The organism is Pseudomonas sp. VEM90 (genome assembly GCF_054611535.1).
Window position 1 is genome coordinate 13,068 of the sequence record NZ_JBTRAR010000014.1, and the last position, 22,439, is coordinate 35,506.

Below are 22,439 nucleotides of genomic sequence, written 5' to 3' on the forward strand. Positions count from 1 at the left end.
CTGCGCCAAGCAGAAAGCCACGGGCTGCTGTGCAGCCCGATCGCGGCACGCGGCCGCTGACCATCTGATGCCAATGCAGGTTTAACCGCGATGACGCCGATAAAAAAGGCGCCCCAAGCGGAGCGCCAGAAAATCCACCCAGACCAAAGGAGCAACGAGGTTGCCAAAGTGGAATCACAGAATCGACAACGGGTACTCCACGATCAGCCGCACTTCGTCCAGGTCCGACTCGAACGCCGTGGCCCGGGTGGTGGCCTGGCGCACCCGCAACGACAGGTCCTTGGCCGCGCCAGTCTGGACCACATATTTGACCTCGATGTCACGTTCCCAGCGTTTCTGGTCGGTCAGCGGGTTGCCCGCGACGTCGCGGCGCATGTAAGTGGCGTTGGCATTGGAGTAATCGGCGTCGGTACCCTTGCCGTAACGTGTCATGAACGACAGCCCAGGTACGCCGTAGGTGGCCATGTTCAGGTCATAGCGCAGCATCCATGAACGCTCCTTGGGCGCGTTGAAGTCGCTGTACTGGATGGAGTTGTCGAGGAAGATCGAGTCGGATTGGCGCAGGTAGTCGAAGTCGTCGTCGCCGTTGTTGCGCTGGTGAGTCAGGGCCAGGGTGTGAGCACCAAAGCGCACGCCCAGCTTGGCGCTCCAGATATCGTTGTCAAAGGCGCCCAGGCGCTGCTGCCCTTCATCAACAGCCTTGTAATAGTTGAAACCACCAATCAGGGCCAGCTCCTCGCTCAGCGGCCAGCTCAGGCTGGTGCCGACGTAGTACTGGTTCCACACATCCTTGAGCCGGCTACTGAACAGGCTGACGCTGACATGCTCATCGAGCGTGTAGTCACCGCCGCCATAGGCGATCCACGGCGAATCGACCGGGCCGCCATAGAACGTCACGAAGTTCTCCCGCAGGTCGCTGGACATCGGCTGGCTCATGGCATGCAGACGCCCGGCTTGCAGGGCAAGGTCCTTGATGCTGTTGTTCTCCAGGGTCACCCCACGGAAGCTTTCCGGCAGCAGCCGCGAGTCGCCAGCAGCCACCACCGGGTTGGCCGGGAACACATCGCCCACCTTCAGTACCGTGTCGAACAGTCGCACCTTGGCCGCGCCCCCCACCTTGGTGTACTCGTCACGTGCCTGGCCGTCGCGGTCGACCGGCAATACGTCGAAGGAACTGCGCCCGCCGTTGCGGCCGCCGCCAGTGTCGAGCTTAAGGCCAAGCATGGCAAACGCATCCAGGCCAACACCCACAGCCCCCTGGGTGAAGCCCGACTCAAATCGGGTAATCACGGCGTGCCCCCAGGCTTCGGAGTAGCCGCTGTCAGGCTGTTTGCCCGGGTTGTGTGTCGGGGCCGCAGAATCGCGGTTATCGCGGTTGAAATAGAAGTTGCGGTTAAGCACGCTGAGGGTACTGCCCTCCATGAAGCCGTCCGCGCTTTTTTCTGCAGCAACAACCTGGCTGCCAACGCTGGCCAGCGCCAGGCAAGCAGCCAGTGTCAGGGGTGATCTACACGTCATCCGATGCTCCTTGAACGTCGCATTTGTTGTTATGTCGGCGGGCCGAGATTGACGGCCGGCAGATAACGCCAAGGTGATCGGCGCATTACAATTGCGTCATCGGCAACGCAGCGCTTTGAGTGAAGTACTGCAACATTCTGCAGATATTTCCGACGTCAGGCAGTGAACCTGCTGACAAAAAAACGGTCTTTCGCTGACGGTCAACTCACCGACCGGTTCATCGGCCCAGTCACCGGGCCTACTTTTTGTCCTGTTCCAGCGAATTCAGCGAAGACCCAACATGCCCGATTCCCGCCCAAATGCTTCCGCCCTCCCTGCCCTGCGCATCGGCCTGATTGCCGCCGTGGTGGGTATTGCCGCCCCCGTGCACGCCGAAGAGCCTGCCAGCGACGCACGCTGGGTCAGCGACAGCCTGAGCACCTATGTGCGCAGCGGCCCGACCGACGGGCACCGCATTGTCGGCACGCTCAAGTCCGGTCAGAAGCTGACCTTGCTCGGCAGCCAGGGCAATTACAGCCGGGTGCGTGGGCAGAACGGAGATGTGGTGTGGATCCTCAGCAACGACCTGCAGACGGTACCCGGGCAGAACGAGCGCCTGCCATTGCTCGATGCCCAGGTCGCCGAACTGACCGGGCAGTTGAAGACCATCGACGACAACTGGAAGAACCGTGTGCAGGGCATGCAGGAAACACTTGATTCGCGCAAGCAGCTGATTGACGAGCTGGAGGCACGCAACAAGGCACTGAACGAGCAGCTCGATCAGAGCCAATCGGACCTGCGCGATACCCAGGCCCGCCTGGGGGATGAGAACAAGCAGGTGATGATGCGCTACATGGTGTATGGCGGCAGCATTGCCGGTGCAGGCTTGCTGGCGGGGCTGATCCTGCCGGCACTGACCCGTGGGCGCAAGAAGAACGATCGCTGGTTCTGAGTTCGGCAAGGCGCTGGAGCTGGAACGTGCAGGCCTGGCCACAGGCCTTGCTATAGCGGAATAGTGGAGTCGCCTCTACAACAACCGTTCCAGCGCCTCCAGCACATACCCCGTGGCCCGCTCCACCTGCCCCTCCCGACAAGCAATCCCCAACTGCCGCCACAACCCGGGCCGCAGCGGTCGGCGGGCAATGCGCCGGTCCAACTCGGTCGCCTCCCCCTCCTGCGGCAACAATGTCGCCCCATAGCCGGCGCCAACCAGACTCTTGATCGCATCGTTGTAGTTCAGCTCGATGCGCGGTTCGGGGTACAACCCCGCCGCTGCAAACCACTCGCCGGTAACCCGCGACAGCTGGGTGGTGCTGTCGTTGAGAATCAACGCCCGTTGCGCCAGCCACGCCGGGGTGATCCTGGCCGGCGGCTGCCAGTCGGCCGGCACATACGCCAGGATCGGGTCGCGCCGCCAGGGGGTGACCGTCAGCCCTTTGCCGGCCACCTGCGGCAAGGCCACAAGGCCGATGTCCAGTGTGCCCTCACGCAAGCGCGTGAGCGACGCCTGGGAGGTCAGCACCTGTACCTGGACGTCGATCCCCGGGTGCTCCACACGCAGGCGCGCCAATGCCTGCGGCAGCAAATGGGCGATGGCACCGGTGGAAGCGCCCAGGCGCACACGCCCGGTCAACCCTTCGACCTGCCGGCGTACTTCGTCCAGCGCCAAGTCAGCGTCCGCCAGTAGGCGTCGGGCACGCCCCAGCAGTGTTTCACCGATGACGGTAGGCCGCACCTGGCCGCGGGTGCGGGTGAGCAACGGGGCGCCGATACGCGCCTCCAACTCGGCCACGTGCAAGCTGATGGTGGGCGGCGCCAGGTTAAGCTGGCGGGCAGCCTCGGCAAAGGAGCCCAGGTCGCTGATGACCACCAGTGTGCGGAGGCGGTCGAGGCTGATTTCGCGCATTGTCAGAGCCGGCCCTTTCGCGGGCACACCCAAAGGGTCACCACGCATTTCAAAAAGTCATTCAGAAAACCTGAATATATCGATCATCATATTCAAATTTTCATTACCAAAGCTACGGGCGAGCATAGGCCATCTTTCTCCAACCGGACCCCGACCATGCACACCCCTGTTGTTTTCATCGACGGCGACCAAGGCACCACAGGCCTGCAGATCCATGCCCGCCTGAAGGGTCGTACCGACCTTCGCCTGCTGACCCTCCCCGAGGCAGAGCGCAAGGACCCGCAACGCCGCTGCGAAGCGATCAACAGCGCCGACATCGCCCTGCTGTGCCTGCCCGACGACGCCGCCCGCGAGGCCGTGGCCGCAATCCACAACCCGCAGGTGCGGGTGATCGACGCCAGTTCGGCGCACCGCACCGCACCAGGCTGGGTGTATGGCCTGCCGGAACTGGACGAACAGCAAGCCGAGCGTATCGCGCAATGCAAGCGTGTCAGCAACCCCGGCTGCTATCCCACCGGCGCCATCGCGCTGCTGCACCCACTGGTCAAGGCCGGCTTGCTGCCTGCGGACTACCCGCTGAACATCCACGCCGTGTCAGGCTACTCCGGCGGTGGTCGCGCGGCGGTCGAGCGGCACGAACAGCCCGGCGCCGCCAAAGCCCCTGCGCTACAGCTGTATGGCCTGGAGCTGGCGCACAAGCACGTACCGGAAATCCAGCAGCATGCGGGGTTGTCGGCGCGGCCGATGTTCATGCCCGGCTATGGCGCCTACCGCCAAGGCATCGTGCTGAGCATTCCTCTGCAACTTCGCCTGCTGCCTGGACACATCAGCGTCGAGCAGTTGCAAGCCTGCCTGGAACAGCATTACCAGGGTGCCCGCCATGTCCAGGTGATGCCCCTGCATCAGTGCGGCGCTGCGGCAAACCTCGATCCCGAGGCATTGAATGACAGCAATGACCTGCGCCTGGCGCTGTACGCCAACCCCGAGCATGGCCAGGTACTGCTCACCGCAGTGTTCGACAACCTGGGCAAAGGTGCCTCTGGTGCTGCCGTGCAAAACCTCGACCTGATGCTCGGTGCCTTACAGGCACACGGCTGATACGGCAAAACCGGTTAGACTGTACAACCCGCGCCAACACAGCGCGGGTTGTATTCTCATCCGCCGGAGCCCCCCAGATGTTCATCCTGAGCCGCCTCGACAGCGTGCCGCCCGAATCTTTCCAGAACCAGATCCGCGAGCTGGTCATTCACAATGTCGGCGAATTGAGCAGTGTCGCCATCGCCGTCGACAACCCGCTGTACCCGCTGTACCAGTACGGCGTCGGCATGGAAGTACACCAGTACCTGCAAGCGCTGGACGGTACCCGCGGTCTGGCGGTGGCGCTTACCTTGGCGCTGGATGCCGAAGCACCGGACCAGTTGCTGGGCTTTGCTCTGTCGCTGCCAGCCCAGGACGATGGGCAGGCCTGTGCATTGGCCTTTCTGGCCGTTTCCGCCAACCATCGCCGCCAGGGCATCGCCCGTGCTCTGCTGGGCGACCTGCAGTCACGCCATGCCTGCGTGGAGCTGAACGCCTTTGCCAACCAAGTGCCATGGTTCGAGGCGATGGGCATGCAAGTGGTGGCCGCCAACGGCCCGCAGGTGCTGATGAGCAGTACCGGCCAGCCCAGTGGTGCGCTGATCGGGCGCCTGGACATTGCGCCCATCTATCAGACGGCTGAAGTGCTGCAGATTCACACCTATCTGCTTAACCAGCAGGGTGAGGATGCGATGATCGAAGCGGAGCAGATGCGCGATGAGCGGCTGGATGAACTGGCCGCTCAAGCCCGGGAATGTGTGCGCCAGCGCAAAACCGTGCATTGATCCAAGGGCCTGTTCGCGGGCTTGCCCGCTCCCACAGGAATACCGTAAGGCCCAAGGCCGGTGATGTACCTGTGGGAGCGGGCGAGCCCGCGAAGAAGCCCCATTGGCCTTTCAGCCATGCACCCAGCGTCGATGCAGCCCACGCGCCAGGGCATCCAGCACAAACCCCAGCACGCCAATCAGCAGCACCATGGCCATCAGTTCGGAATACGCCAGCCGGTCACGGGTATCAAGAATGAAATACCCAAGCCCCGCACTCACCCCAAGCATTTCGCACGGCACCAGCACAATCCACAGAATACCGATGGCCAGGCGCACCCCCGTCAGCACGTGACCGATCACCCCCGGCACGATCACCTTGCACAAGGTTTCCCAGCGCGTGGCACTCAAGCTGCGGCTCAGTTGCAGCCAGCGCGGGTCCAGTTGACGCACCCCTGCCGCCGTGTTCAGCAAGATCGGCCACAATGCGGCAAACGCCAGCAGGAAGTAGATCGGCTGGTCACCCACGCCCATCAGCATCACCACCACAGGCATCCACGACAATGGCGATATCATGCGCAGAAACTGGAATGCCGGCGTGGTCGCCGCCTCGAGGTGCCGGTAGCTGCCTACCAGCAAGCCTAACGGTACCCCCATCAGCAGCGCCAGCAGCAGCCCAATCAGGATGCGCTTGAGGCTGACCCAGATATGCCCATAGACCTCGCCCTGCCCCAGCAGCTCGACCAGGCTGGCCAGGGTTGCCGCCGGCGAAAAGCGCGCCGACAGGCCGTCGGCCTGGCCAAACACTGCAACACCGGCCCACCATAGCAGCAACAAGGCCAGCAACCCGACCAGCCCAAGGCCGGCATGTACGACATGCGTGCGCATCAGACCGCAAACTCCTCGCTACGCTCGAAGTTGTCGGCAATGCCGAATACCGACGGTCCCCCCACCGTCGCGATGGCATTACGCACGAAGCGATCGTCGACCAGGTCGCGGGCGGCATACGCCGGATCCAGCCCGGCAAGGAACGCATTGTCGCCTTCGATCAGGGTGCTTTTCAGGCGCTTGACCAGCTCTTCGGTGTAACTCGGGAACGGGTATGGCTGAAAGTCGATGCGCTTTTCGTCCCACTGCTGATGGCGAATGGCACCACTGGCAATGTAGCCAGCACGGTCTTCGGCGGCTGGCGCCAGGACCTTGGTCAGCACCGCTGGCTCGTGGGGGGTGTACTTGTTGGGGCCCGCCCGGGAAAGTAATGCGGCGGCTTCGGTGCGATGGTCACGGGTCCATTGCTGGGCCTTGACGATGGCGTTGACCACTTTCTGCGACCACTCCGGGCGGTTATTCAGGTCATGCTCGTGCATGAACACCACGCAGCACGCATGATTGCGCCATACATCGCCGGTAAAGCGCTGCACGCGGCCTACCTTGAGGTTCTCGGCCAGTGCGTTGAACGGCTCGGCAACGATGTAGCCGGCAATGCGCTTGCTGGCCAGGGCGGGTGGCATGTCGGATGGCGGCAGCACCAGCAGGTTGACTTCGTTGGCGGCCAGTTGCGCATTGGCCGGCTTCGACACCGGCGTCAGGCCGTTGTCGTTGAGCATCTGTTGCAGTACCACATTGTGGATCGAGTACCAGAACGGAATGGCCACTGTCTTACCACCGAGCTGTTTCACCTCGGATATATCCGGCGCAACAGTCAGGCCCGAACCGCCCACGTGGTTCCAAGCCACCACCTTGGCGGGCACCTTGCTGCCATAGCGCGCCCATACCGTCATCGGCGAAAGCAGGTGTATGACATTGACCTGGCCGGAGATGAATGCCTCGATCACCTGCGCCCAGCTGCGCAGCAGCACCGGGCGCTCAGCCTTGATGCCTTCGGCCTCGAACAGGCCGTTGTTATGTGCCACCAGCAGCGGCGTGGCGTCAGTGATCGGCAGGTAGCCGATGCGCACCGGCGCGTCCGGCTCGGCAGCGGCACGCGCCTGCAAGCTCGACAGCAACGGCAATGCACCGGCAGCAGTGAGCATGGCGCCGAGCTTGAGAAGATCACGACGCGAAGAAGAGGAACAGCAGTCATCCATGCACATGGACAGCCTCCGAGGGCAACGGGGTTGGGGTAGGTTCGACTGTGCGGCTTGCCCGCCGAAGGGTTTTCAGGATTTCGATACGCAAAGCACCCAGTTCTTCGACCCGCTGCGTCCGTGGTTGCGGCAGGTCGATGTGCCACTGGCCGAGGATGTGCGCTGGGTGGTTGCCCAGTAGCAGAACCCGGTCAGACAGCAGCAAGGCTTCGTCGATATCGTGGGTAATCAGCACCGCCGCCGTGTTGTGGGTGGCGATCAGTTGCAGCAGCAGTTGCTGCATGTCGGCGCGAGTCACTTCATCCAGCGCGCCGAACGGTTCGTCGAGCAGCAGCACTTCGGGCTGGCGTGCCAGACAGCGGGCCAGCGCGGTGCGCTGGGCCATGCCGCCAGACAACTGCGCCGGGTACTGGCCACGGGCGTGGGCCAGGCCCACAGCGGCAATCGCATGGTCGATGCGTGCACGTCGTTCGGCATCAGCCAGCCTGGGCTGACGGGCGAAATCCAGGCCGAAGGCGACATTTTTCTCCAGGCTCAGCCATGGCAGCAGACTGGGGTCCTGAAAGGCCACCGCCAGACGCGGGTGCGGCCCCTGCAGGGTCTGGCCGTGCAAGCTCACGCTGCCGCCGCCAGGCTGCTGCAGCCCTGCCAACACCCGCAGCAGGCTTGACTTGCCCACACCGCTAGGGCCAAGAATGCTCACGACTTCACCCGGCGCCAGCTGCAGGTCGAACTGCGCCAGTACCTGCTGCCACCCATCCTCACGCGGGTAGCCCAGGCGGATGTCACGGGCCTCCAGCAATACTGCGCTCATGCAACGCCTGCTTGGCGTTGCAGTTCGGCGCGCAACTGCACCAGGCTGGGCGTGACGATCGGAACGAAGGCCGACTCGCGCCAGCGGCGGGCGAACCCTTCGCCATATTCGCTGAGGTAAGCCTTGCCGCCACTGGCCTGCAATTCCAGTTGTACCGCGTCGGCAGCACTTTCAGCCAGGATGATGCGCAGCTTGAACAAGGCCGCCGGCTGCTGCTGGAAGCGACCTTCGAGCAAGCCCTGCTTGAGCTCGCTGACGGTGTTTTCCAGGCGTTCGCTGAGCACCTGACGGGCTTCATCGAGGAACGAGGCTCGGCCATGCAGGTGCGCCTGAACCTCTTCCAGCGCCCGTCGCGCCAGGCCAATGGCCATGCCACATTGCAGCGCCAGGAATGCCGGGCGTACCCGGGGCAGGAATTCGCGTGCATTTTCATGCAGCAGCCAGTCGCGCACCAGCGGCACCTGGTGAAAAGCCAGTGCTGCCGTGTTGCTCGACTGCAGGCCCATCAGTTGTAGATCATCAGAACGCTCCAGGCCTGGAGCGTCGGAAGGAATGGCCAGCACAAACGGCGCGCCGCCGGCTTCATCCTCGATGGCCGCCGCCACCACGAAGCCGCTTTTGCGCAAGTTGGTCACCCAATGCAGTCGCCCTTCCAGGTTCCAGCCATCGGCTGTCGGGCGGCCACGCACCTGCAGCGCTTCGATGCCGGACAGGAATTTCATGGCGTTGGACAGCCCGGTGGCACCGGCCAGTTCACCAGTCAACAGGCGCGGCAGCAGGCGCTCACGCAGGGGCTGGTTGGGGCTGTGCAGCAGGTATTCGATGAAGGCACGCTGGCCCCAGCAGACGAACGCCGCAGCCAATGAGCGGCTGGCAATGGCGGCGATGGCCTCGACCGCGTCGGTCACCTGCCCGCCCGTACCGCCCAGCGCTGGGTCGACTCCAGTGCGCAGCAACTGCGATTCTGCGATCTGGGCCAGCACCTGCTGCGGTTCGCACAGGCCCCGATCGATGGCCTCGGCATTGGCATCCAGCCAGTGTCGAAATGCACAATCTTGCATGGTCTTGCTCCTTAGGGAACGCCGGGGCCACTCTGCGGCCCGTTCGCGGCACAAGGCCGCTCCTACAACGGCCTGGTAATGGCCATTATCACAGGTGGACTACGCAGAAGGCTGCCAGCGGTATTTGCCAAGCTCTTCGTTGAGTGGCGTCTGGGCGAAAACATTAGCAAAGTTGCACAGGGTTGCGAGACTTACGCCCAGAATCACCTCCAAGGCGTTGCCTTCACTGAAGCCGGCCTCACGGAAGGCCTGGTAGGTGGCTTCGCTGACATTGCCACGGGTGGCGATCACTTCGCGGGCAAAGGCGGCCAGGGTTTCGTAGCGGGCGTTCGGGAGTTCGCCAGGGGCACGCAGAGCATCGACCACCTCCTGCGGCAGCTTGGCCTTGTTCAGCGCGACGGCCGTATGGCCGGCCACGCAAAAGTCGCAGCCATGCTGGGTGGCAGCGATCAGTTGCACCACTTCACGCTCGGCCAGGCCAAGCTCAGACTTGCCATTGAGTGCCGAAACGGTCACGTAGGTTTCCAGCGCCGCCGGGGCGTTGGCCAGCACGCCGAGCAGGTTGGGGATGAAGCCGGAATTCTTCTGCGCGTTCTCAAGGAACGGCCGTGCCGCTTCCGGGGCGCTCTGCAGCGTGTGTAAAGTAATGCGCGAGGACATGCAGTGATCTCCTTTGATGAGTGTCACTACAGTCTGTTGGTTATAAGAACTACCCTCCATATTCATCAGTCGCCTTTCCTTGCTCCTGAGTCTTTGCATTAGATGATTTCGTCCAGCCCGCTTGTCGATTGGTTATTAGAAGGCCTGGAGCTCGATGCCAGCCTGTTTCATGTAGGCCGCTATTGCGGCGGCTGGCATGCCAGTACCCAGGGCATGGGCCGCGCCAGCTTCCATCTGGTGGTGCAAGGCCATTGCTGGCTGCACATTGACGGCCAGCCGCAACCGGTGCGCCTGGAGAAGGGAGATGCCGTATTCCTGTTGCGCGACCTTGCCTATCGCTTGTCCAGCGATCAGGACCCGGTCGACGCCTGTGCCCAGCCGCGCCAGGCCATGCAGGCGCTGGATAGCCAGGCCGCCGACGGCGTTGGCTTGGTCTGCGGCTTCTTCCATTTTCAGTCGGGCCTCTGCTCGCTGATTGTCGAGGGTCTCGCTGACTGGATCTTGTTACGCGCTGAAGATCCCAGCGGCAGCGCAGCGCGGGCGCTGTTCGGGCTGATCCTGGAAGAATGCCGGCGAGATGCCGGGCCATCACAGATGCTACTGGAACGGCTGACGCACTTGTTGTTCCTGTACGTGCTGCGCCAGCAGGTGCACGCAGGGCAATCGCTGGGCGGGCTGGTCGCCCTCGCCCGGCAGCCAGCATTTGCCGGATTGCTTGAGCAATTGATCGAGCAGCCGGGGCAAACCTGGACCATGGAGAACATGGCTGCTTGCACCGGGTTGTCACGGTCGGCTTTTTTCAAGCGTTTCAGCGAGCTGGCCGGGCAGTCACCGGGACAAGTGCTGCTGGCGCTGCGCATGCGCCATGCCAGCCAGTTGCTGCAGGCGGGGCATACCGTTGAGCAGGTAGGCGCGCAGGTGGGGTATCAGTCGGTGGCCGCATTCACCCGGGCGTTTGCCAAGGCAGTGGGGGTGCAGCCGGGGGCGTATCGCAGGCAGCATGACGGGCGCGGGAATACCTGACCCAGCAAAGCGCGGAAATCGACCAAGCGGCCATAGTCGGGGCTGCTTTGCAGCCCCCGTTGCAGTTGTCAGTCGTTGACGCTGATAACCCGCGCACTGTTAACCGACTTCCCGCGCGTCGCCAGGCAGTAGTACAGCGGCACGGTCACCAGCAAGCCGAACAGCCACGACAGGTCGGCCCCTTCGACAATGTTCGAGTACGGCCCCACATACAGCGAAGTATTGGCAAACGGCAGCTGCACCAGGATGCCGCAGGCATAGGCAATGATCGCGTGGTGGTTGAAACGGCCATAGATGCCGCCGTCTGCACTGAAGATCGAGGCGATGTCGTACTGGCCCTTCTTGATCAGGTAGAAATCGATCAGGTTGATCGAAGCCCACGGCACCAGGACCAGCAGCAGCGCCAGGATCAGGCCGATGAACTGGCCGATGAAGTCCGCCGAAGCATTCAGTGCAACCATCCCGCAGCCCAACAGAATGACCGAGGCCAGGATCACCCGCACCCTGACGCTCGGCGTCCACTCGGCCACGAAAGTCTGGATTGCGGTCACGATCGACAGCACCGCGCCATACAGGTTGAGGGCGTTGTGGCTGATGATGTTGAGCAGGAACAGCACCATCAGGATCGGGCCCAGCCAGCCGGTAGCCTGCTTCACCGCGTCCATTGCGTCGGTGCCTTGCGGTACGCACAACACGGCCACTGCACCAAAGCTGAAGCACAGGATGGTACCCAGGGTGGCGCCCAGGTAGGTCGCCCAGAACGGTTTGGCAATGCCCACTTCACGCGGCAGATAGCGCGAATAGTCTGACGTGTACGGCGAGAAGCTGATCTGCCAGATGGTGCCCAGCGACACGGTGGCGATGAAGCCCGACAGGTTGAATGCGCCGCGGCTGAAGAAGTCTGCCGGCAGGTCCTGGATGAACATCATGATGAAACCGGCCAGCAAAGCCGAACCCATCACCCAGGTACCGATGCGGTTGAGAATGTGGATGAAACGATAGCCGATCACGCCGATGGCAGTAGCGCTCAGGGCGCCTATCACGATCGCGCCGGGCATCGGCACGCTCGGGGCGATGCCGTGGATGGTCTTGCCTGCCAGGACAATGTTGGAAATAAAGAAGCCGACATAGATCAGCGCGGTGAAGAACACGATCAGCAAGGCGCCGTAACGGCCGAACTGGCCACGGCTTTGAACCATTTGTGGAATGCCCAGCTGCGGCCCCTGCGCAGAGGCCAGGGCGATGACCACGCCCCCGACCAGATGGCCCAGGACGATGGCTATCAACCCCCACAACAGGTTCAGGTGGAACACCTGGACCACCATGGCACCGGTGACGATGGGCAGTGGTGCAATGTTGGTACTGAACCAGAGGGTGAACAGGTCGCGCGCCTTCCCATGGCGCTCGGCAGGTGGAACGTAATCGACCGTGTGATTCTCGACAAACTGGTGTTGCGACGACGGTTGGGACATGGTTTTCAGCTCGAAAGGTCGTTTTTATCTTTGTAAGGAAACCGCATCTAGGCGGCCTCTCAGCTGCGGACCATATTATGGTATTCCAAACTTTTGACAACACTGATCCGCAGTAAAAAAAGCCCGCTGATCCGCTTGCGCAACCCTGGCGGCAAACCACCTGATCGCTCAAGGCCACGGTATACGTGGCCTTGAGCCGTTCATCGTGGAAAAGCCAGGTTGAAAATTCCGCTTGCAAAATAGGTATTACGGTATACCATCAGACACATCAACGATAAAAACCGCGGACCACCGCAGCCCTTCAGAGGTATTCCCGATGATCGACGCAACTGTCTACAAGAACGTTCTGGGCTCCTTCCCGTCCGGCGTTACCGTCATCACCACCCAGGACGACGACGGCTCGGTCGTCGGCCTGACCGCCAGCGCCTTCTCCTCCCTGTCGATGGACCCGCCACTGGTGCTGTTCTGCCCCAACTACACCTCCGACTCCTACCCGATACTGATCAAACAGAAGCGCTTTGCCATTCATCTGCTCTCGGGTGAACAGCAGGCAGAAGCCTACGCGTTCGCCAAGAAGGGCAAGGACAAGGCCAGCGGTATCGAGTGGAGCCTGAGCGAACTGGGCAACCCGATCCTGGCCGGCGCAACCGCGGTGATCGAATGTGAACTGTGGCGTGAATACGAAGGTGGCGACCACGCCATCATGGTCGGCAAGGTGCACAACCTGATCGTCCCGGCAGAAGCACCACGGCCCATGGTGTACTGCCGCGGCAAAATGGCCAGCCTGCCGGCCTTTGCCTGAAGCCTGCAATTCGACGCAGACCCCAGTGGGAGCGGGCTTGCCCGCGAACACCGGCGAAGCCGGTGCCACCCACCGCGTGTTCTGTTTCGCGGGCGAGCCCGCTCCCACACTGAAGCCCGCTTTACTGACGGGTAACAACAAGCGTTGAGGAAAAACCCATGAAATTTTCGTTGTTCGTGCACATGGAACGTTGGGATGAACAGGTCAGCCACCGCCAGCTGTTCGAAGACCTGACCGAACTGACCCTGATGGCCGAGAACGGCGGTTTCAGCACCGTGTGGATCGGCGAACACCACGCCATGGAATACACCATTTCGCCAAGCCCGATGCCACTGCTGGCCTACCTGGCCGCACGCACCGAGAGGATCCGCCTGGGCGCCGGCACCATCATCGCGCCATTCTGGAACCCGATCCGCGTTGCGGGCGAATGCGCGCTGCTCGACGTGATCAGCAACGGTCGTATGGAAGTGGGCCTGGCCCGCGGCGCCTATCAGTTCGAGTTCGACCGCATGGCAGGTGGCATGCCGGCCACCGACGGCGGCAAGGCGCTGCGCGAGATGGTGCCGGTGGTGCGCAAGCTGTGGGAAGGCGACTACGCCCACGATGGCGAAGTCTACAAGTTCCCTACCTCTACCAGCGTGCCGAAGCCGTTCAACGCCACGCCGCCCATGTGGATCGCCGCACGCGATCCGGACTCGCACAACTTTGCCGTGGCCAACGGCTGCAACGTCATGGTCACCCCGCTGATGAAGGGGGACAAAGAAGTGCTGGACCTGAAGAACAAGTTCCAGGCCGCCCTGGACAACAATCCGGACGTGCCGCGCCCACAACTGATGGTGCTGCGCCACACTCACGTGCACAGCCCGTCCGAACCGGAAGGCTGGAAGGTCGGCGCCCAGGCCATATCGCGCTTCTACCGCACGTTCGATGCCTGGTTCGGCAACAAGACCACCCCGGTAAACGGCTTCCTCGAGCCAAGCCCGGAGTCGAAATTTGCCGAAGTGCCGGCGTTCCAGTTGGAGAACATCCGCAAGAACACCATGATCGGCACCCCGGAAGAAATCATCGCACGCATCAAGTACTACCAGGAACTGGGCGTCGACGAGTTCAGCTTCTGGTGCGACAACAGCCTGCCCCACGCCGAGAAGAAAAAGTCGCTGGAGCTGTTCATCAAGGAAGTGGTGCCGGCGTTCGCCTGAATTCCCATTGCCTGAAACATTGCGGGACGCGCCCGCTCCCGTGGGCCCCTTCGGCCTGCGTGAGCGGGCTTTTTTTTGAAACCTGTGCAGTCCCTGTGGGAGCGGGCAAGCCCGCGAAGAGACCAGTACAGACAACAGAGAAATCAAGGCATCAGGCCACCTTTCGTCCCCCGACAAGAGAAATTTCCTGACACCTCTTGCACAACAAATATTATGGTATACCATCAGACAACAAGAGCTGATAACCCTCACCAGGAGCCAACCATGAGTTTCGAAATCCGCAAGATCGTCACCTACTCCGAAGAGACCCGCATCGAAGGCGGCAAGGCCACCGACAAGCCGGTGACCATGGTCGGCCTGGCCGTCGTGATCAAGAATCCATGGGCCGGTCGCGGTTTCGTTGAAGATCTGAAGCCGGAAATTCGCACCAACTGCTCGGAGCTGGGTGCCCTGATGGTCGAGCGCCTGACTGCTGCCATCGGCGGTGCCGACAAGATCGAAGCCTACGGCAAGGCCGCCGTCGTCGGCGCCGATGGCGAAATCGAGCACGCCTCGGCCGTGATCCACACCCTGCGCTTCGGCAACCACTACCGCGAGGCAGTGCAGGCCAAGAGCTACCTGAGCTTCACCAACAAGCGCGGCGGTCCAGGCACTTCGATTCAGATCCCGATGATGCAGAAGGACGACGAAGGCCTGCGTTCGCACTACATCACCCTGGAAATGCAGATCGAAGACGCACCGCGTGCCGATGAAATCGTCGTGGTCCTGGGCGCAGCCGACGGCGGCCGCCTGCACCCGCGCATCGGCAACCGTTACATCGACCTGGAAGAACTGGCTGCCGAAAAAGCCAACGCTCAATAACAATAACCAAGACGGGCCGGGGCGTGGCGTGCTTACCCGCCGCGCCCGACCTTCAAGGAGCGCCCTCCATGATTCAGCCTGTCGCTGAACGCACACCTGCCGGCACCAGCTATCTGGATGTCGGCCAGGGCCAACCCGTGGTACTGATCCACGGCGTGGGCCTGAACAAGGAAATGTGGGGCGGTCAGTTCGTTGGCCTGGCCAACGACTACCGCGTCATCGCCTACGACATGCTCGGCCACGGTCAAAGCCGCGTACCGGCTGCCGACACACCGCTGGAAGGCTATGCCGACCAGCTCGCCGAACTGCTTGACCACCTGCAAGTCGCACAAGCCACCGTAATCGGCTTCTCCATGGGTGGCCTGGTTGCCCGTGCATTCGCCCTCAATTACCCGCAGCGCCTGGTTGCACTGGTCGTGCTCAACAGTGTGTTCAACCGTACCCCCGAGCAGAGTGCCGGGGTGATCGCGCGTGCCGCCCAGGCGGCGGAGCTGGGCCCCGACGCCAACGTCGATGCTGCCCTGGACCGCTGGTTCAGCCGTGAATACAAGGCTGCCAACCCGGCGCAGGTCGCCGCCATTCGCCAGGTGCTGGCAAGCAACGACCCGCAGGGCTACCACACCACTTATTCGCTGTTCGCCACTCAGGACATGTACCGCGCCGACGACCTGGGCAGTATCCAGGTGCCGACGCTGATCGCCACCGGCGAACTCGACTCGGGCTCCACCCCGGCCATGACCCGCCAGCTCGCCGCCTGTATTCCTGGCGCACAGAGCGTGGTCCTCGCCGAGCAACGGCATATGATGCCGGTGGAAGCACCGCGTGAAGTCAACAAGATGCTGCTGGACTTCCTCACCCAAGCCCGCACCCTCACCGAATCCGCCAAGGGGATTGTTGCATGACCCTCGTTCGTTTCCAGATGTGCATCGACGGCCAATGGCGCGATGCCCAGAGCGGCAAGACCTTCGACAGCCTCAACCCGGCCACCGCCCAGGCCTGGGCGCAACTGCCCGACGCCGATGAAGCCGATGTGGAGCTGGCCGTTCAGGCCGCCCAGCGAGCCTTCGACAGCAAGGCGTGGCGCAGCATCACCGCCACCGCGCGCGGCAAGCTGCTGCGTCGTCTGGGTGACCTGATTGCCGAGAACAAAGAGCACCTGGCCCAGCTGGAAAGCCGTGACAACGGCAAGCTGATCCGCGAAACCCGCGGCCAGGTCGGCTATCTGCCGGAGTTCTTCCACTACACTGCGGGGCTGGCCGACAAGCTCGAAGGCGGCACCCTGCCGCTGGACAAACCCGACCTGTTCGCCTACACCGTGCACGAGCCAATCGGCGTGGTTGCCGGGATCATCCCCTGGAACAGCCCGCTGTACCTCACCGCAATCAAGCTTGCCCCTGCCCTGGCTGCCGGCAACACCATCGTACTCAAACCGTCCGAGCACGCCTCGGCGACCATTCTCGAGCTGGCCCGTCTGGCCCTTGAGGCCGGCTTCCCGGCCGGGGTGGTCAACGTGGTCACAGGCTACGGCCCCAGCACCGGCGCGGCGCTGACCCGCCACCCGCTGGTGCGCAAGATCGCCTTCACCGGCGGTGCCGCCACCGCCCGCCACGTGGTGCGCAGCAGTGCCGAAAACTTCGCCAAGCTGTCGCTGGAACTGGGTGGCAAGTCGCCGAACATCATCTTCGCCGACGCCGACCTGGACAGCGCCATCAATGGCGCCGTGGCCGGCATCTATGCCGCTTCCGGGCAAAGCTGCGTGGCCGGTTCGCGCCTGCTGGTGCAGGATGAAATTTTCGACGTATTCGTCGAGCGCCTGATTGCCCGCGCCAAGCGCATCCGCATCGGCAACCCGCAGGACGACGCCAGCGAAATGGGCCCGATGGCCACCGCACAGCAGCTGGCTGTCGTCGAAGGCCTGGTGGCTGCAGCCAAGGCCGAAGGCGCCAAACTGCATATGGGCGGAAAGCGTGCCGACGTTGAAGGTGACGGCTGGTTCTACGAGCCCACCCTGTTCGAGTGTGACAGCAACGCGATGACCATCATGCAGGAAGAAGTGTTCGGCCCGGTCGCCGCGGTGATCCGCTTCAAAACCGAAGAAGAAGCCCTGGCCATAGCCAACGACTCGCAGTTCGGCCTGGCTGCCGGCATCTGGACGCGCGATCTGGGCCGTGCCCATCGCCTGGCCCGTGACGTGCGTTCGGGGATCATCTGGGTCAACACCTACCGCGCCGTGTCGGCCATGGCACCGATAGGTGGTTTCAAGAACAGCGGCTACGGCCGTGAGAGCGGCATCGATTCGGTGCTGGCCTATACCGAGCTGAAGACCGTGTGGATCAACTTGTCCACCGCGCCGATGCCCGACCCGTTCGTGATGCGCTAGGAGGAACACGAGATGATCGAACCCGGCATCTACAAAGACGTGATGGGCTCCTTCCCGTCCGGCGTCACGGTAGTCACCACCCTGGACGCCGACGGCGGCATCGTCGGCATCACCGCCAGTGCGTTCAGCGCGCTGTCGATCGACCCGGCACTGGTACTGTTCTGCCCCAACTATGCCTCCGACACCTACCCGATCCTGCGCGATAGCAAGCGGTTCGCCATTCACCTGCTGTCCGCCGACCAGACCGCCGAAGCTTATGCCTTCGCAGGCAAGGGCAAGGACAAGGCCAAGGACATCGAGTGGCACCTGAGCGAGCTGGGCAACCCCCTGCTGGCCAAGGCCACGGCGATCATCGAATGCGAGTTGTGGCGCGAGTACGACGGCGGTGACCACGCGATCATTGTCGGCGCGGTGAAGAACCTGGTGTTGCCGGCCGAGCCGGTGACCCCGATGGTCTACCACAAAGGCAAGCTCGGCGCCCTGCCGCCGCTTGGCTGATATATCTTGAAGTCGGTGTTGGCCTCTTCGCGGGCTTGCCCGCTCCCACAGGTATTGCACAGCTTCTGGAACCTGTGGGAGCGGGCAAGCCCGCGAAGAAGCCAACACCGATGCCCCTGTTTTCAGGGGTCGCGCTAATCGTCTCACCCTCGGTTGCGGCCCCTGTTTTTTGCCGGAGTACTGCACATGAGCAATGAAAAGTACGAAAAGGGTCTGAAAATCCGCACCCAGGTGCTGGGCGAGGACTACGTCAACCGCTCGATCCAGAACGCAGATGAGTTCACCAAACCGTTGCAAGAGCTGGTCACCGAGTATTGCTGGGGTCACGTCTGGGGCCGCGAAGGCTTGTCGCTGAAAGAGCGCAGCATGATAAACTTGGCCATGATTTCCGCGCTCAACAGGCCCCACGAGCTCAAGTTGCACATTCGCGGTGCCCTGCGCAATGGCCTGAGCCGTGAACAGATTCGCGAAATCCTGCTCCAGGTCGGCATTTATTGCGGCGTACCCGCGGCGGTGGACAGTTTCCGCCTGGCCCGTGAAGCGTTTGCCGAAGCCGATGCGGAGCCAACCCGTTAACAACGGGCTGTTCGAACCACTGCATGGAAAGCCTCGGTTCGGGGCATTCCGCGATGTTGGCGCAACAGCCTCATAAAGAGCGCACCTGATGAAACGCCAGCCACTCGACGACAGCTTCAAGGTCAACCGCAACCCCGTTACTCTGCGCGAAATCGTGCTCGACAAGCTGCGCACCGCAATCATGAACTTTCACCTGCTGCCCGGCGACCGCCTGGTAGAGCGCGACCTGTGCGACCGCCTCGGCGTCAGCCGCACTTCAGTACGTGAAGCGCTGCGTCACCTGGAGTCCGAAGGCCTGGTCGAGTTCGCTGACGCCAAAGGCCCGCGCGTGGCCATCATCACCCTGGAAGACGCGCGTGACATCTATGAGCTGCGCTGTGTGCTCGAAGGCCTGATCGTGCAACTGTTCACCCTCAACGCCAAGGCCAAGGACATCCGTGCGCTGGAGCGCGCGCTGGAAGTGAACCGCGAGGCACTGGAAGAAGGCGAGCTGCAACAGGTGCTGGATTCGGTACAAGGTTTCTACGATGTGCTGCTGGAAGGCTCGGGCAACCAGGTGGCGGCCCAGCAGTTGCGCCAGTTGCAAGCCCGCATCAGCTACCTGCGCGCCACCTCGGTATCGCAGGAAAACCGCCGCGGCGCCAGCAACCGCGAAATGGAAAAGATCGTCGAGGCCATCAAGGGCGGCGACCCGCTGGTGGCCCACCAGGCCTCGGTCGACCACGTCCGCGCCGCCGCCAAGGTGGCCCTGGACTACCTGCGCCAGAAGCAGGATGACAACGCCAAGGTGCGCGACATTGTCGAACCCCTGGCCCTGAAGGAACCCCGCATAGGTCGCTGATCATGCCCAATGCCCCGCGCTACTGCCCGCACTGCACCACGGAACTGGCCCGGGGCGTTCCCACAGGCGATACCCACGAACGCCTGCATTGCGCAGGCTGCGGCTACATCCATTACATCAACCCCAAGATCATCGCCGGCTGCATCATCGAGCGCGATGGAAAGTACCTGCTGTGCCAGCGCGCCATCCCCCCTCGCCCCGGCACCTGGACCTTGCCTGCCGGGTTCATGGAGGCTGGCGAAACCACCGAACAGGCGGCGCTGCGCGAGGTATGGGAAGAAAGCGGCGTACGTGCGGACATCGTCTCGCCGTATTCGATCTTCAGCGTGCCAAAGATCAGCGAGGTGTACATCATCTTCCGTGCCATCGTTACCGAAGAGACCGGGCAGTACGGGCCGGAGACGCTGGCGTACAAGTTCTTCGAACCGGATGAAATCCCCTGGGATGAGATCTACTACCCGGCTATCCGGCAAATTCTCGAGCGCTACATCCTCGAGCGGCAAGCCGGGGTGTATGGCATTTACATGGGCAATGATGACACCGGCAAGGTGCACTTCATGCGCTAGCCTGTCCGGCCGCTTCGCGGGTGAACCTGCACTCACTCGGATCGCGCAGTTGCAGAGGCTTGTGCAGTGGCACGGCCACTCACAAAACCCTCGCCAACGGTCTATTCTCGGTGCACCCTAGAGGCCTTGAGAAAGAGGACCGGCAAAGCACATGGCTAGATGGCTAGACGGCGGCGGGCTAATGGCCGAACGCATCCGCAACCACGACTGGGCCACCACCCCGCTGGGCCCGCTGGAACATTGGCCCGACGCCCTGAAAACCACGATGGCTCTGTGCCTTGCCTCGCGCTTTCCGCAAGCCGTGCTCTGGGGCCCGGACTTGATCACCCTGTACAACGATGCCTTCACCCCGATTCTGGGTCGCAAGCCCCTGGCCTTGGGCATCCCCTTTCGCGACGTGTGGCACGAAGCCTGGGACGAAATCCGCCATATGGCAGAACGTGCGTTGGCCGGTGAAGCGGTGTACATCGAGGACTTCCCGCTGACGATCGACCGCAACGGCGGCCTGGAGCGGGCCTATTTCACCTTCTGCTACAGCCCGATTCGCGGCCATGATGGCGAGATACTGGGCATGCTCGACACGGTCACCGAAACCACCGCCAGCGTGGTCACCAACCAACGCCTGCACTTTCTCGATACCCTCGGGCGGGCCGTGACCGAGGCGGCCGACCCGGACCAGATCATGGCCATCACCACCCGCATGCTGGTCGAGCACCTTGGCCTGTCCAGCTGCGCCTATGCGGTGATGGACCCCGACGAGGATGGTTTCACCATCTGCGGCGATGCGGTGGCACCCGGCTCACCGCGTCTGGTGGGCCACTATCACCTGCATGACTTCGGCAGCCTGGCGGTCAGCCGCCTGCGCAGCGGCCTGGCCCTGGTGATCAATGACAACCTGCGCGAACTCGCCACTGACGAGGCGGCGACTTTTCAGGCCATCGGCATTACGGCCACCATCTGCATGCCACTGATCAAGGGTGGCAGACTGACCGCGCTGATGGCGATTCATGACCGCGTACCCCGGGCATGGACCGACTACGAGCAAACACTGATCAGCGAAGTGACCGAACGATGCTGGGCGCACATACAACGGGCCCAGGCCCATGCCGAAGTGCGCGAAGCGATGGCGGCCCTTGAAACGCTCAACACCACCTTGGAACATCGCGTCGAAGAACGCACCACTCAGTTGCTGCACACCGAGGCCGTGCTGCGCCAGGCCCAGAAGCTGGAAGCCATTGGCCAGCTGACCGGTGGTGTAGCCCACGACTTCAATAACCTGCTGACCATCATCCGCTCGTCGCTGCACTTTCTGCAGCGCCCCAACCTGGCCGAGGAGCGCCGCGAGCGCTACCTCAAGACCATGTCCGACACGGTCGACCGTGGTGCCAAACTGACCGGCCAGCTACTGGCCTTCGCCCGTCGCCAGGCCCTCAGCCCACAGGTGTTCGAGGCCGGGCCTCGGCTGGAGGCCATGGCCGACATGCTCGACACCGTCACTGGCGCGCGCATCCGGGTCGAGCTGCAGTTACCGCAAGCGCCCTGCCACATCCGCGCCGACCTCAGCCAGTTGGAAACCGCGGTGATCAACCTGATGCTCAATGGCCGCGATGCCATGGCTGGCGAAGGTGCCTTGCAGCTGCGTCTGCAGGCCGACCAGTGCCTGCCTGCCTTGCGCGGTCAGCCTTCGCTGCCTGGCCCGTTCGCGGCAATATCGGTGAGCGACAGCGGCGTCGGTATTGCCAGCGAGTTGTTGGAGCGCATCTTCGACCCGTTCTTCACCACCAAGGCCCCAGGTGAAGGTACCGGGCTCGGGTTGTCGCAGGTGTTCGGTTTCGCCAAGCAATCCGGGGGCGATGTACAGGTGAACAGCATCCCCGGCCAGGGCACCACCTTTACCCTGTACCTGCCGCAGGAGGACTCACCTGCGGCCTTGCCCGAAGACGCCTCGGCCGGCAGCCAGCCGCAGGTACAGGGCGAGCGGCGACGAATACTGGTGGTAGAAGACAACCCCGACCTGGGCAGCTTCACGGCTCAGTTCCTCGAGGACCACGGCTACCAAATCAGCTATGCGCGTTCGGCAGAAGAAGCGCTGGCGCAGTTGACTGGCCCGGCAGGTGATTTTGATGCGGTGTTTTCCGATGTGGTCATGCCCGGCATGGGTGGCTTGGCACTGGCCCGCGAACTTCGCCGCCAGCGCCCGCAGTTGCCGGTGATCCTTACTTCGGGCTTTAGCGATGCGATTGCCGAAGGCGGGCACCAAGGGTTCACCTTCCTGGCCAAACCCTACTCGGCAGAACAGGTGTGCCAGATGCTCGGGAAAGTACTCGGCCACTGATACCTTGCATCGCGATGGGC

Annotated in this window: 22 protein-coding genes; 14 read left to right on the forward strand and 8 right to left on the reverse strand. The window is 62.8% G+C overall.

The genetic code is table 11. The features are described 5' to 3' along the window. Window positions 1–174: 174 nt before the first annotated feature. The gene (locus ACYCCG_RS14785) at window positions 175–1,518 is read right to left on the reverse strand and encodes an OprD family porin (RefSeq protein ID WP_209966733.1); all 1,344 of its coding nucleotides are present in this window, start codon (window positions 1,516–1,518) and stop codon (window positions 175–177) included. 280 nt (window positions 1,519–1,798) lie between these two features. Here ACYCCG_RS14785 and ACYCCG_RS14790 point away from each other — a divergent pair, with 280 nt between their 5' ends. Further along, the gene (locus ACYCCG_RS14790; protein ID WP_176685731.1) at window positions 1,799–2,449 is read left to right on the forward strand and encodes a TIGR04211 family SH3 domain-containing protein; all 651 of its coding nucleotides are present in this window, start codon (window positions 1,799–1,801) and stop codon (window positions 2,447–2,449) included. Between the two features lie 75 nt (window positions 2,450–2,524). Here the strand turns inward: ACYCCG_RS14790 and ACYCCG_RS14795 are convergent, their stop codons facing one another. Next, window positions 2,525–3,403 carry a LysR family transcriptional regulator gene (locus ACYCCG_RS14795; RefSeq protein ID WP_176685732.1) on the reverse strand — a complete coding sequence of 293 codons (879 nt, stop codon included), beginning with the start codon at window positions 3,401–3,403 and terminating at the stop codon, window positions 2,525–2,527. 156 nt (window positions 3,404–3,559) lie between these two features. Between ACYCCG_RS14795 and argC the strand changes: the two genes are divergently transcribed. After that, the gene (gene argC, locus ACYCCG_RS14800) at window positions 3,560–4,501 is read left to right on the forward strand and encodes an N-acetyl-gamma-glutamyl-phosphate reductase (protein WP_339443354.1); all 942 of its coding nucleotides are present in this window, start codon (window positions 3,560–3,562) and stop codon (window positions 4,499–4,501) included. 77 nt (window positions 4,502–4,578) lie between these two features. Then, window positions 4,579–5,265: a GNAT family N-acetyltransferase gene (locus tag ACYCCG_RS14805; protein ID WP_176685734.1), complete on the forward strand. Its 687-nt coding sequence runs from the start codon at window positions 4,579–4,581 to the stop codon at window positions 5,263–5,265. Between the two features lie 111 nt (window positions 5,266–5,376). On the opposite strand, the gene ACYCCG_RS14810 is transcribed toward ACYCCG_RS14805, so the two are convergent. The 5 genes from ACYCCG_RS14810 to ACYCCG_RS14830 all read right to left on the reverse strand — a co-directional run bounded on the left by ACYCCG_RS14810 (window position 5,377) and on the right by ACYCCG_RS14830 (window position 9,866). After that, a complete protein-coding gene (locus ACYCCG_RS14810; RefSeq protein ID WP_176682488.1) occupies window positions 5,377–6,132 on the reverse strand; it encodes an ABC transporter permease in 756 nt (251 codons plus the stop codon). Next, a complete protein-coding gene (locus ACYCCG_RS14815) occupies window positions 6,132–7,337 on the reverse strand; it encodes an ABC transporter substrate-binding protein (protein ID WP_339443357.1) in 1,206 nt (401 codons plus the stop codon). The genes ACYCCG_RS14810 and ACYCCG_RS14815 overlap by 1 nt, the downstream gene beginning before the upstream one ends. Continuing rightward, a complete protein-coding gene (locus ACYCCG_RS14820; protein WP_176682486.1) occupies window positions 7,324–8,145 on the reverse strand; it encodes an ABC transporter ATP-binding protein in 822 nt (273 codons plus the stop codon). Before ACYCCG_RS14820 ends, ACYCCG_RS14815 begins: the two co-directional genes overlap by 14 nt. After that, window positions 8,142–9,206, reverse strand: coding sequence for an acyl-CoA dehydrogenase family protein (locus ACYCCG_RS14825; protein ID WP_339443358.1), 1,065 nt, complete (start codon window positions 9,204–9,206; stop codon window positions 8,142–8,144). The genes ACYCCG_RS14820 and ACYCCG_RS14825 overlap by 4 nt, the downstream gene beginning before the upstream one ends. Before the next feature lie 99 nt (window positions 9,207–9,305). After that, a complete protein-coding gene (locus ACYCCG_RS14830) occupies window positions 9,306–9,866 on the reverse strand; it encodes a carboxymuconolactone decarboxylase family protein (RefSeq protein ID WP_459670940.1) in 561 nt (186 codons plus the stop codon). 102 nt (window positions 9,867–9,968) lie between these two features. Here ACYCCG_RS14830 and ACYCCG_RS14835 point away from each other — a divergent pair, with 102 nt between their 5' ends. After that, on the forward strand, window positions 9,969–10,889 hold the full coding sequence (locus ACYCCG_RS14835) for an AraC family transcriptional regulator (protein WP_176682484.1): 921 nt from the start codon (window positions 9,969–9,971) through the stop codon (window positions 10,887–10,889). 68 nt (window positions 10,890–10,957) lie between these two features. Here the strand turns inward: ACYCCG_RS14835 and ACYCCG_RS14840 are convergent, their stop codons facing one another. Beyond that, window positions 10,958–12,361, reverse strand: coding sequence for a purine-cytosine permease family protein (locus ACYCCG_RS14840; RefSeq protein WP_339443361.1), 1,404 nt, complete (start codon window positions 12,359–12,361; stop codon window positions 10,958–10,960). A 316-nt stretch (window positions 12,362–12,677) separates the two neighbouring features. Here ACYCCG_RS14840 and ACYCCG_RS14845 point away from each other — a divergent pair, with 316 nt between their 5' ends. The 10 genes from ACYCCG_RS14845 (at window position 12,678) to ACYCCG_RS14890 (ending at window position 22,419) form a co-directional block, all read left to right on the forward strand. Beyond that, complete coding sequence (locus ACYCCG_RS14845; protein WP_459670942.1) at window positions 12,678–13,163, forward strand: flavin reductase family protein; 486 nt, start codon at window positions 12,678–12,680, stop codon at window positions 13,161–13,163. A gap of 158 nt (window positions 13,164–13,321) precedes the next feature. Beyond that, window positions 13,322–14,362: an LLM class flavin-dependent oxidoreductase gene (locus ACYCCG_RS14850; RefSeq protein ID WP_459670944.1), complete on the forward strand. Its 1,041-nt coding sequence runs from the start codon at window positions 13,322–13,324 to the stop codon at window positions 14,360–14,362. 264 nt (window positions 14,363–14,626) lie between these two features. After that, window positions 14,627–15,223, forward strand: coding sequence for an amino acid synthesis family protein (locus ACYCCG_RS14855; protein ID WP_209966760.1), 597 nt, complete (start codon window positions 14,627–14,629; stop codon window positions 15,221–15,223). A gap of 68 nt (window positions 15,224–15,291) precedes the next feature. Beyond that, entirely contained in the window at window positions 15,292–16,125 is an 834-nt protein-coding gene (locus tag ACYCCG_RS14860) for an alpha/beta fold hydrolase (RefSeq protein ID WP_459670947.1), read from the forward strand. Then, on the forward strand, window positions 16,122–17,603 hold the full coding sequence (locus tag ACYCCG_RS14865) for an aldehyde dehydrogenase (protein ID WP_003256071.1): 1,482 nt from the start codon (window positions 16,122–16,124) through the stop codon (window positions 17,601–17,603). Before ACYCCG_RS14860 ends, ACYCCG_RS14865 begins: the two co-directional genes overlap by 4 nt. Before the next feature lie 12 nt (window positions 17,604–17,615). Then, complete coding sequence (locus tag ACYCCG_RS14870; protein WP_209966761.1) at window positions 17,616–18,101, forward strand: flavin reductase family protein; 486 nt, start codon at window positions 17,616–17,618, stop codon at window positions 18,099–18,101. Window positions 18,102–18,287: 186 nt separating this feature from the next. Continuing rightward, window positions 18,288–18,677, forward strand: coding sequence for a carboxymuconolactone decarboxylase family protein (locus ACYCCG_RS14875; protein WP_003256073.1), 390 nt, complete (start codon window positions 18,288–18,290; stop codon window positions 18,675–18,677). A gap of 88 nt (window positions 18,678–18,765) precedes the next feature. After that, on the forward strand, window positions 18,766–19,518 hold the full coding sequence (locus ACYCCG_RS14880) for a GntR family transcriptional regulator (protein WP_010954490.1): 753 nt from the start codon (window positions 18,766–18,768) through the stop codon (window positions 19,516–19,518). 2 nt (window positions 19,519–19,520) lie between these two features. Further along, entirely contained in the window at window positions 19,521–20,084 is a 564-nt protein-coding gene (locus ACYCCG_RS14885; RefSeq protein WP_003256075.1) for an NUDIX hydrolase, read from the forward strand. 151 nt (window positions 20,085–20,235) lie between these two features. Further along, window positions 20,236–22,419, forward strand: a complete 2,184-nt coding sequence (locus ACYCCG_RS14890; protein ID WP_459670951.1) for a GAF domain-containing hybrid sensor histidine kinase/response regulator — start codon at window positions 20,236–20,238, stop codon at window positions 22,417–22,419. Window positions 22,420–22,439: the final 20 nt, after the last annotated feature.

What these genes read in the sequence shown, in the direction of transcription:
- ACYCCG_RS14785 (WP_209966733.1), bottom strand. Translation starts at nt 1,518, where the DNA reads ATGACGTGTAGATCACCCCTGACACTGGCTGCTTGCCTGGCGCTGGCC.
- ACYCCG_RS14790 (WP_176685731.1), top strand. Translation starts at nt 1,799, where the DNA reads ATGCCCGATTCCCGCCCAAATGCTTCCGCCCTCCCTGCCCTGCGCATC.
- ACYCCG_RS14795 (WP_176685732.1), bottom strand. Translation starts at nt 3,403, where the DNA reads ATGCGCGAAATCAGCCTCGACCGCCTCCGCACACTGGTGGTCATCAGC.
- argC (WP_339443354.1), top strand. Translation starts at nt 3,560, where the DNA reads ATGCACACCCCTGTTGTTTTCATCGACGGCGACCAAGGCACCACAGGC.
- ACYCCG_RS14805 (WP_176685734.1), top strand. Translation starts at nt 4,579, where the DNA reads ATGTTCATCCTGAGCCGCCTCGACAGCGTGCCGCCCGAATCTTTCCAG.
- ACYCCG_RS14810 (WP_176682488.1), bottom strand. Translation starts at nt 6,132, where the DNA reads ATGCGCACGCATGTCGTACATGCCGGCCTTGGGCTGGTCGGGTTGCTG.
- ACYCCG_RS14815 (WP_339443357.1), bottom strand. Translation starts at nt 7,337, where the DNA reads ATGTGCATGGATGACTGCTGTTCCTCTTCTTCGCGTCGTGATCTTCTC.
- ACYCCG_RS14820 (WP_176682486.1), bottom strand. Translation starts at nt 8,145, where the DNA reads ATGAGCGCAGTATTGCTGGAGGCCCGTGACATCCGCCTGGGCTACCCG.
- ACYCCG_RS14825 (WP_339443358.1), bottom strand. Translation starts at nt 9,206, where the DNA reads ATGCAAGATTGTGCATTTCGACACTGGCTGGATGCCAATGCCGAGGCC.
- ACYCCG_RS14830 (WP_459670940.1), bottom strand. Translation starts at nt 9,866, where the DNA reads ATGTCCTCGCGCATTACTTTACACACGCTGCAGAGCGCCCCGGAAGCG.
- ACYCCG_RS14835 (WP_176682484.1), top strand. Translation starts at nt 9,969, where the DNA reads ATGATTTCGTCCAGCCCGCTTGTCGATTGGTTATTAGAAGGCCTGGAG.
- ACYCCG_RS14840 (WP_339443361.1), bottom strand. Translation starts at nt 12,361, where the DNA reads ATGTCCCAACCGTCGTCGCAACACCAGTTTGTCGAGAATCACACGGTC.
- ACYCCG_RS14845 (WP_459670942.1), top strand. Translation starts at nt 12,678, where the DNA reads ATGATCGACGCAACTGTCTACAAGAACGTTCTGGGCTCCTTCCCGTCC.
- ACYCCG_RS14850 (WP_459670944.1), top strand. Translation starts at nt 13,322, where the DNA reads ATGAAATTTTCGTTGTTCGTGCACATGGAACGTTGGGATGAACAGGTC.
- ACYCCG_RS14855 (WP_209966760.1), top strand. Translation starts at nt 14,627, where the DNA reads ATGAGTTTCGAAATCCGCAAGATCGTCACCTACTCCGAAGAGACCCGC.
- ACYCCG_RS14860 (WP_459670947.1), top strand. Translation starts at nt 15,292, where the DNA reads ATGATTCAGCCTGTCGCTGAACGCACACCTGCCGGCACCAGCTATCTG.
- ACYCCG_RS14865 (WP_003256071.1), top strand. Translation starts at nt 16,122, where the DNA reads ATGACCCTCGTTCGTTTCCAGATGTGCATCGACGGCCAATGGCGCGAT.
- ACYCCG_RS14870 (WP_209966761.1), top strand. Translation starts at nt 17,616, where the DNA reads ATGATCGAACCCGGCATCTACAAAGACGTGATGGGCTCCTTCCCGTCC.
- ACYCCG_RS14875 (WP_003256073.1), top strand. Translation starts at nt 18,288, where the DNA reads ATGAGCAATGAAAAGTACGAAAAGGGTCTGAAAATCCGCACCCAGGTG.
- ACYCCG_RS14880 (WP_010954490.1), top strand. Translation starts at nt 18,766, where the DNA reads ATGAAACGCCAGCCACTCGACGACAGCTTCAAGGTCAACCGCAACCCC.
- ACYCCG_RS14885 (WP_003256075.1), top strand. Translation starts at nt 19,521, where the DNA reads ATGCCCAATGCCCCGCGCTACTGCCCGCACTGCACCACGGAACTGGCC.
- ACYCCG_RS14890 (WP_459670951.1), top strand. Translation starts at nt 20,236, where the DNA reads ATGGCTAGATGGCTAGACGGCGGCGGGCTAATGGCCGAACGCATCCGC.